11 protein-coding genes are annotated in these 7,359 nt (G+C 67.2%); 4 read left to right on the top strand and 7 right to left on the bottom strand.

Annotated elements, in window-relative coordinates; all coding sequences use genetic code 11:
• Positions 1-190: NnrS family protein (locus AB7U92_RS01670; protein WP_428574071.1), on the bottom strand; the 190-nt coding region annotated here is incomplete at its 3' end.
• 191 nt (positions 191-381) lie between these two features.
• Between AB7U92_RS01670 and AB7U92_RS01665 the strand changes: the two genes are divergently transcribed.
• The 3 genes from AB7U92_RS01665 to AB7U92_RS01655 all read left to right on the top strand — a co-directional run bounded on the left by AB7U92_RS01665 (position 382) and on the right by AB7U92_RS01655 (position 1,863).
• Positions 382-891, top strand: a complete 510-nt coding sequence (locus tag AB7U92_RS01665; RefSeq protein WP_428574069.1) for an RrF2 family transcriptional regulator — start codon at positions 382-384, stop codon at positions 889-891.
• Between the two features lie 30 nt (positions 892-921).
• On the top strand, positions 922-1,473 hold the full coding sequence (locus tag AB7U92_RS01660; protein ID WP_428574067.1) for a hemerythrin domain-containing protein: 552 nt from the start codon (positions 922-924) through the stop codon (positions 1,471-1,473).
• 81 nt (positions 1,474-1,554) lie between these two features.
• The gene (locus AB7U92_RS01655) at positions 1,555-1,863 is read left to right on the top strand and encodes a TusE/DsrC/DsvC family sulfur relay protein (RefSeq protein ID WP_428574065.1); all 309 of its coding nucleotides are present in this window, start codon (positions 1,555-1,557) and stop codon (positions 1,861-1,863) included.
• A 264-nt stretch (positions 1,864-2,127) separates the two neighbouring features.
• Here AB7U92_RS01655 and AB7U92_RS01650 read toward each other — a convergent pair whose 3' ends face one another.
• The 4 genes from AB7U92_RS01650 to AB7U92_RS01635 are packed head-to-tail and all read right to left on the bottom strand — an operon-like array spanning position 2,128 to position 5,768.
• Positions 2,128-2,751 carry a nitroreductase family protein gene (locus tag AB7U92_RS01650; protein ID WP_428574063.1) on the bottom strand — a complete coding sequence of 208 codons (624 nt, stop codon included), beginning with the start codon at positions 2,749-2,751 and terminating at the stop codon, positions 2,128-2,130.
• Positions 2,748-3,416 carry a response regulator gene (locus AB7U92_RS01645; protein WP_428574061.1) on the bottom strand — a complete coding sequence of 223 codons (669 nt, stop codon included), beginning with the start codon at positions 3,414-3,416 and terminating at the stop codon, positions 2,748-2,750. Before AB7U92_RS01645 ends, AB7U92_RS01650 begins: the two co-directional genes overlap by 4 nt.
• Positions 3,413-5,446: a type IV pili methyl-accepting chemotaxis transducer N-terminal domain-containing protein gene (locus AB7U92_RS01640; protein ID WP_428574059.1), complete on the bottom strand. Its 2,034-nt coding sequence runs from the start codon at positions 5,444-5,446 to the stop codon at positions 3,413-3,415. Before AB7U92_RS01640 ends, AB7U92_RS01645 begins: the two co-directional genes overlap by 4 nt.
• Positions 5,349-5,768 carry a SirB2 family protein gene (locus tag AB7U92_RS01635; RefSeq protein ID WP_428574057.1) on the bottom strand — a complete coding sequence of 140 codons (420 nt, stop codon included), beginning with the start codon at positions 5,766-5,768 and terminating at the stop codon, positions 5,349-5,351. Before AB7U92_RS01635 ends, AB7U92_RS01640 begins: the two co-directional genes overlap by 98 nt.
• Before the next feature lie 28 nt (positions 5,769-5,796).
• On the opposite strand from AB7U92_RS01635, the gene AB7U92_RS01630 reads away from it, so the two are divergent.
• Positions 5,797-6,201 carry a ribonucleotide reductase subunit alpha gene (locus AB7U92_RS01630; RefSeq protein WP_428574055.1) on the top strand — a complete coding sequence of 135 codons (405 nt, stop codon included), beginning with the start codon at positions 5,797-5,799 and terminating at the stop codon, positions 6,199-6,201.
• A 20-nt stretch (positions 6,202-6,221) separates the two neighbouring features.
• Here the strand turns inward: AB7U92_RS01630 and AB7U92_RS01625 are convergent, their stop codons facing one another.
• Both AB7U92_RS01625 and AB7U92_RS01620 read right to left on the bottom strand, forming a co-directional pair.
• Positions 6,222-6,554, bottom strand: coding sequence for a cupin domain-containing protein (locus tag AB7U92_RS01625; protein WP_428574053.1), 333 nt, complete (start codon positions 6,552-6,554; stop codon positions 6,222-6,224).
• Between the two features lie 14 nt (positions 6,555-6,568).
• Positions 6,569-7,348, bottom strand: coding sequence for a peptidylprolyl isomerase (locus tag AB7U92_RS01620; protein ID WP_428574051.1), 780 nt, complete (start codon positions 7,346-7,348; stop codon positions 6,569-6,571).
• Positions 7,349-7,359: the final 11 nt, after the last annotated feature.

The raw sequence follows: 7,359 nt of genomic DNA, 5'->3' as shown, positions 1-7,359 counted from the left end.
CGACCGCAAAGCCGAACAGCATCTCGTGGGCGTGCCACAACAGCGGGGGCATCGTCGCCGGCAGCGCCGCCACGCCCAGAACGGCTGCGACCCAGTACGGCACCGCGAGCGCCGCGAAGGCCGCCGCGCCGAGGTAGAACGGACGGAAGCCCAGCCGGAACAGCGGCCAGCCAGGCAGCGGGAACTCCATGCTCGGCGCCCTGGCGTCAGCGCTCGGCACGCCGGCCTGCGGGACGAGAGGAATGGCGCTTGACGGGCTTTTCATGATGGAGACCTGGCTTCGGGGAAGCGACGAAGCTGAATCTAAAGCTGTATGGTGTGTGCATGTTAATGACATCCGGCCCTTAAAGCAATACACTGCATGCATCTTTAAGAGGTTCCATGCGCCTTTCCGAATACACGGACTACACCTTGCGGGTGCTGATGTACTGCGCTGCACATCGGGACCGCCTGGTCACGATCGGTGAACTGGCCGAGCAGCACGGGCTGTCCCGGAATCACCTGATGAAAGTGGTCAACGACCTGGCGCACCGTGGCCTGCTCGAGACCACGCGCGGACGCGGCGGCGGGCTGAGGCTGCGGGCAGAGCCCGATCAGATCCGCATCGGCGATGTGGTGCGGGCCACCGAGACCGACTTTCGCCTGGTGGAGTGCTTCGACTCCACGACCAACGCGTGCACGCTATCGCCGGCCTGCCGGCTGAAGCACCTTTTCGACGATGCGCTGGCCGGCTACTTCAAGGCCCTGGACGGCGCCACGCTGGCGGATATGACACCGGGCCCCACCCTGCCCCGAAGCCGGACGATCGCGCCACCAGCCAGCCGCCGGCGCGCGCTGGGGACAGGACAGACCGAGGCCCGCCGCGTAGCCCGCCCCCGAGGCGGCGCGTGAAGACCGAAGACCGATCGGAGACTCCACTCGATGACCCACGCCATCCCAGGCCACAGCGCACCCGCCGTTGGCTTCGAAGTGCCGCTGGAGATGCTGGCAGCCTGTCACGGTCGCGTCCAGCACCAGTGCGCCACCCTGCAGCGCCTGTTGCCCCACCTTCAGCGTCACGGCGCCGACCGTGACGCGCAGGATGCAGCCAGAGCCATCATGCGCTACTTCGATTCAGCGGCACGCCACCACCATGAAGACGAGGAACACGATCTGTTCCCGGCGTTGTTGGAATCGATGGCAGGGTCGGACGCGGTGTGTCTTCGGGAACTCACCGCGTCACTTTGCGGCGACCACCGCAAGCTCGAGCAACTCTGGGGCGCGCTGCGCCCTCAACTCTTGAGCGTCAGCGAGATGACTGGCCACATCGTCGACGCCGCACTGGTCTCTTCCTTCGTTGAGCGCTACGAGGCGCACATCCGACGTGAAGAAGGCGAACTGCTGCCCATGGCCGCACGCCTGCTGGGCGAGACCGAACTGGACCGCATCGGCGTGGCGATGCGGCGCCGACGTACTCGCGTGGCTGAGCGTTGAACCGACTTCTCATTCGCACCCAAGGGACGAGCGCGACGACCGACAACTGAAAGCGCACTTCTTTTCCAGGAGGAGAACATGATGCCCCGGCAAGACGAAGAAGGCTATCTCGTGGAGCCAAATGACTGGACTTCAACGTGGGCTGGCCAGATCGCGGCTGAGCAGGGAATCGCATTGACAGACGATCACTGGTTCGTGATCAGCTTCATGCGCGAACAGCAGCAAGAGCGCCAGGTCACGCCCGACGCCCGGCATGTCATGCGTCACCTCGAACAGCGATACCCCGGCCAAGGTCGAAAGCGCCTCTTTGAACTGTTTCCCTACGGCTACGTCGCTCAGGCCTGCAAGATTGCCGGCATGAAGCGCCCGCGCGCTTGGAGCACGGGCTAGAAGTGTCCGTGAGAAGCCAATGGCGCCGCCTCTGTGGAGCCCCGCGTCGACCCGAACAGCCCGTGAGGTAAACCACGGCCTGAACGCGCGAGCGGAGAATCGGATGCCGTAGGATGTGCTTGACATGGGTCTTCACGATCGCCTCGGCAATGCAGACCTCGCGCGTCACTTCGTTGCTGCTGGCGCGACCACATGGCCAACGCGGCAAGTCACCCCGCCGGGCAACGCCTGCAGCATCTAGGTTCGACTGTCCACGGAAGCCCATCAGGCCTTTGTCGGACGCCAGGTCTCCAGGAGAGGGGCGACGGGCTCTCGCTGCCGGGGGTGCGCTGGCTCCCGCGGTCGCCCGGCAACGATCCAGCAGGCCAGGCTCTCGTCCGAGTCGCAGAAGGCGGCTTTGATCGCTTCATCCGACACCGAGAGGCCGCTGAGGGACTTCGCCGCGAAGCCCATCACATGGAGGGCGTTCAAGAAGTTCATCAGTCCAGCGCCCACGCACATCCACTGTTCGTGCACCGGCACGTCGGGGACATCGGGGCAGATGCGGGCCACGAGAGCGGCCAGCCCAGGGCCGTTGAAGGCCCGTGCCCTGGCCCTCTCGACGTCGTCGGGCGGCTGACCACGTTCCAGGGCACCTTGCGCGAACAACTCTGATAGCGCAAGCCGCTGATCGTCGCCGACGATGACAAACCGGAACGGCCGGAGCGCACCATGGTCCGGTGCCCGCTCCGCGACCCGGGCCGCGCGCATCCAAGCCTCCATGGTCGGTCCGGGCGCCGCGAGGTACTTGGGTCCGGTCGAGAAGCGCTGGCCGAGCAGGTGCAACAGGTCCTGCCCAGCCGACGCGGGCAGCGGATCCGGGCCCGGAGGCACAGCCTGCATCGTCATCCGGACCGCCCGGCCAGGTACACCGCAGCCTGTACGCGCGAGCTGAGGTTCAGCTTGCGCAGGATGTGCTGGACATGGATCTTCACGGTCGCCTCGGCGATGCTCAGTTCGCGCGCCACTTCCTTGTTGCTGGCCCCCTTGGCGATGAGTGCCAGGATCTCGCGTTCGCGTGGCGACAGGCTGTGGATCGGATCCTGATCGATCGCCGGCGGCGGAATCGCCTCGCCCTGCCCGGCCTGGAAAGCGCTGACCAGCTTGCTGGTCATCTCGGGGCTCACCACCGATTCCCCGGCCATCGTGCGCTGGATGACCGACCCCAGCATCTCGCTGTCCATGGTCTTGAGCAGGTAGCCTCGGGCACCGCCTCGGAGTGCCGCGGCCAGGTCGCGCTCGTCTTCGCTGACCGTCAGCATCAGCACCCGCGCCTGCGGCGCGGCGGCCTTGAACCCCGGCAGCGCATCGACGCCGTTGACACCGGGCATGTGGTTGTCCAGCAGGATCACGTCAGGCTGGGTCGCGAGGGCCCGTTGGTGCGCCTCGTTCGCGTCACCGGCTTCGCCGACCACCTCGAAGCGCGCATCCCCGGACAACAACGAGATCAATCCACGACGGAACAGCGTGTGGTCGTCGACGACCAGCACCCGGATGGCTGCAGGCTGGGTCACGCCGCCATCCCCAGCCGCTCCGGCAGCTTCAGGACCACGCAGGTGCCCGAGCCCGGCACCGAGGCCACTTCCACCGAGGCGCCAATGTTCTGCGCGCGTTCACGCATGATGCGCAGGCCGACATGGGTCTCGTCGGGCCCGGTGCCGTCGGCCTCGAAACCGCAGCCGTCGTCGCGAACCTCAACGCGCCACTGCGGCGACTGCTGCACTTCCACCCACACTTCACTGGCGCGGGCATGCTTGCGCACGTTCGACAAGGCCTCTTGCACCACGTGCAGGACCTGCACCTGAACGTCCGCCGGCAGCGGCATGCCCTCGCCTTCGATGTCGAGGTGGGTGGTCAGCCCCGTCTGGTGCTCGAACTTCTGCAGGGTTGTCTTCAGCGCGGGCGCGATGTCTTCCGCGTTGGTGCGGGTGCGGAAATGAACCAGCAGCTCGCGCACGTCGCCCAGGCTCTCGTGCACGCCCGCGTCGAGTTCAACCAGCGTCTTCTCGATGCGCACCGGATCGGCGCTGCGGATGTCGCTGCGCAGCAGGCCCAGCTGGATCTTCAGGAACGCCAGGCTCTGGGCGATGGAATCGTGCAGTTCTCGGGCGATGAAGCTGCGTTCCTCGGCCACGGCGGTCTCCCGCTGCAGGGCCGCTGCCCGAAGACCCTCGATGGCGCCGGCCAGGTGGCTGGCGATGGTCTCCAGCAAGACGCGGTCTTCGTCGGCCAGGGGTCGGGTATCGCGGTAGAAGAGGTTGATCTCGCCGACCAGGCGCTCGTGCAGGCGGACGGGCACGCCGACGACGGACTCGAAGCCCTCGCGCGCGCAATGAGCCAGACGCGAAGGGGTGCCTTCCGGATGGATCGGGATCACCCGTGTCATTGCACCCGACTGGGGTTGGCCGCACAGGCAGTCCCCCGTCGGAATGCAGTGCTCCTCATCGATGACCGACTGAGGCAGGCAGTCGGACGCAAGCAGCAGGTACTTGCGGTTCGCTTCGTCCGACCAGCGCACGGCTGAGGCGTCGGCCCGCGCCACCTGCCGGACCTGCCGCGCAATCCCCTGCGCCAGCGCTTCCAGCGTGTCGGCACGGGCCACGAACGCGGCCGACTCGTACAGCGCCTCGAGCCGCGCGCGCTGGGACTCGAGCCGCTCGGTCTTCTCCCGGACCTTGGCCTCCAGGTTCTGGTACAGCCCTTGAAGCGTCTCGGCCATGCGATTGAAGCCCTTGGCCAGCGATCCGAACTCGTCGTCGGCACCGGGTACGACGCGCGCCCCCAGATCACCCTTCTCCACCCGCGAGAGCCCGGCCTGCAGGCGGGACAGCGGATTGAAGATGAACAGGTAGGCGGAGTAGAGCAAGGCGATCGCACTGCCGATGGTGAGGGCCACCATCACGAACTGCACGGCGTTCAGGATCGCCGTCAGGCCGGACAAGTGTTTCTCGATAGCGGAGACGAAGCTGTCGATGCGGCTCACGAACGCGTCGGCCTGCTGCGCGGCGCGCTCCGCACCCGGTGCCGGCAAAGTGCCCCAGGCGGCTTTCAGCACATCCCACTCGCGCTGCACCACGTCAAAGGCCTCCTGGGAGGCGTGATCGTGCGGAACGAAGAGCGGCCGCGCCGGGTCGCCCGTGCGAAGCACCCCGATGCTGCTGTCGAACTGTTCGAACAGCGCACCCTTCTGCCGCTCGTCGGCGCGCTCCAGCGTTTGCGCCAGGCGCCAGGTCTGCATGCGCATGCGGCCGGCTTCGTTGACTGCGGCCGCGCCACCTTCAAGCTGCCAGGTCACCCACAGCGTGAGGCCGATCGAGGCGAAGGCCATCAGCAGCAACGCGGCGCCGATCGCCCCGAGCTTGGCGGAAAGACTCCATGACCTTGGCATGTCGTCACTGTACTGGAGACCCAACTCGGCGCTGACGCTTCCAGGCCATGTCAGGGTCTCAGGCGCCATGGGACACCCAGGGCAGAAGCAGACCCAGCGGATCGTGCATGTAGGCAACGGACGCCATGAAACCGTAGACCGCCAGGGCGGCCACAAAGCAGGTCTGCCGGACGACGGGCGTCCGCGCGCGCTTGAGCGCCATCGAGCCGAGCACCACGTACACAAGCAAGAACCAGAGCTTGGCCGCCAGCCAGTGCTGCATCAATGGATTCAGTGAGAGTGTGGTCCACAGCGTGGCACCGGCGGCCAGCAAGCCCGTGTCGATGACATAGCTGAACACCCGCCAGTGCCGGCCCATGACCCAGGCGCGCCCTGCCAGGACCATCGCGCCACGCCAGGCGAACAGCATGCCGCTGGCCACGACCAGCGAGATGTGGGCCATCTTGATCTGTGGATACCACGGCAGCAGTTCAGGCACGGTCCGGGAAGGGAATAAGCTCGCGACCATGGACATCAGCCATTTCAACGACCTGCTGGCCGCAGCGCGGCATCAGCCCGACACACAGCGATTGCTGCTGGTGTTTGCCGGGGCCAGCCTTCCGGCGGACGCCACCCCAGACCAACGCAGGACCTTCGAGGCCGGCGAGTCGGGGGAACTGTCGCCGTTGATGTGTGTGGACAAGGATCCCGCCGAATTGACGGACTTCGCCGCCCTTTGCGAAGAGGCCGCCGCGATGGGTCAACCGTGGGTGCTGGTCTTCGCGGCCGCGCTTTCCGGCGCAGGACAGCATCCGCCTGCCAGCAGCCAGATCGACAGCGCCCTGCAGCGCATGGTCGAATCCGTGAAGGCCGGTAGCCCGGGCGGGATGATCCCCTTCGATCGCCAGGGCCGTGCGGTGCAGCTGGGGTGAAGGCACTGCCGCACTGACCCTTACGGCGCCACCAGGCAGATCGTCAGAAGCGCGGACGCATTCGTCACCGCGCGCACGGCGTGCGGCTCGCCGGCACCCAGGTGAATGAGCTGGCCTGCGGCCAGCCGCCGGTCGCTGCCCTGGACCCGGATGTCGATCACCCCTTCCACGCAAAGCACGGTGATCTCCCCTGCAACACGGTGCTCACGAAGGGCCTTGCCGGCGGGGAGCACGAGCCTGACCAGCTCCAGCTGAGCGGACTTGATCAGCGCGTGGGTGACGTGCTGCTCCAGCGCATCGCCCAGCGCCTTCAGCTCGACGATCTCTCCCGAGGACGCATGCCGGTGCGCCATGCTCGGTCCTCTGGCTACTGCACCAGCGGCGACGTGGCGGCGTCCAGGTCGACACCCACCAGCGTCGCCCCGGCCGCGAGCAGCTGCAGGTACTGGCGAAGCGCGGTCGCGAAGGCCTGCTGTCGCAAGGCCTGCGCCACCGCGGACTTCACCGCCTCGAACGGCGGCTCGACCCCGGGTTCACGCGCCAGGACCTCGACGACATGCAACCCGAAGCGGCTGTGCACCAGCCGCGGCAGCACGCCGATCTCGGGCTTGCCGAAGATTTCGCCGGCCAGCTCGGGCGCGCACTCGCGGCTGGTCAGCCAGCCCAGGTTGCCGCCTTCGGCCCCACTGGGGCAGTTGGAGGTAGACCTCGCGGCGGTCGCAAAGCGATCCTGGCTGTCGGGCGTCGCGCAGCGCACGTCCAGCAGGCAAGCCTCGGCGCGCTGCCGCAGGGCATTCACATCCACGCCCGGCGTGACAGCGAACAGGATGTGGCGCATCAGCACGCGCTCCCCGACCGCGTAGCGTCCCCGCTGGGCCGCGTGGTGGCGGCGCAGCGCTTCTTCCGTCGGCTCGGGCAGGTGGAGCTCACGATCCAGCAGCCGTTCGATGGCCGCACTGGCCGATTCGGTCATTGCACCTCCCAGCGGGAGCGGATCGTCCTCGGCCAGCAGCCCGGCGCGGATGGCCGCCTGCCGAAGCAGTTCGGCGCAAGCGCGCTGGCGCAGGGCCTCGGCCGTCAACTGCTCGTTGGGATAGGCCAGCACCACGCCGTTGACCTGCGCGAGACCTGAAACCGATGCATCCATTGCGTACTCCT

Origin of the sequence: Piscinibacter sp., assembly GCF_050175855.1 — a bacterium.
Taxonomy (GTDB): domain Bacteria; phylum Pseudomonadota; class Gammaproteobacteria; order Burkholderiales; family Burkholderiaceae_C; genus Piscinibacter.
This window is presented reverse-complemented; position numbering and strand designations above follow the sequence as displayed.

Coding starts and splice junctions, on each gene's coding strand:
- AB7U92_RS01665 (WP_428574069.1), top strand. CDS start 382: ATGCGCCTTTCCGAATACACGGACTACACCTTGCGGGTGCTGATGTAC.
- AB7U92_RS01660 (WP_428574067.1), top strand. CDS start 922: ATGACCCACGCCATCCCAGGCCACAGCGCACCCGCCGTTGGCTTCGAA.
- AB7U92_RS01655 (WP_428574065.1), top strand. CDS start 1,555: ATGCCCCGGCAAGACGAAGAAGGCTATCTCGTGGAGCCAAATGACTGG.
- AB7U92_RS01650 (WP_428574063.1), bottom strand. CDS start 2,751: ATGACGATGCAGGCTGTGCCTCCGGGCCCGGATCCGCTGCCCGCGTCG.
- AB7U92_RS01630 (WP_428574055.1), top strand. CDS start 5,797: ATGGACATCAGCCATTTCAACGACCTGCTGGCCGCAGCGCGGCATCAG.
- AB7U92_RS01625 (WP_428574053.1), bottom strand. CDS start 6,554: ATGGCGCACCGGCATGCGTCCTCGGGAGAGATCGTCGAGCTGAAGGCG.
- AB7U92_RS01620 (WP_428574051.1), bottom strand. CDS start 7,348: ATGGATGCATCGGTTTCAGGTCTCGCGCAGGTCAACGGCGTGGTGCTG.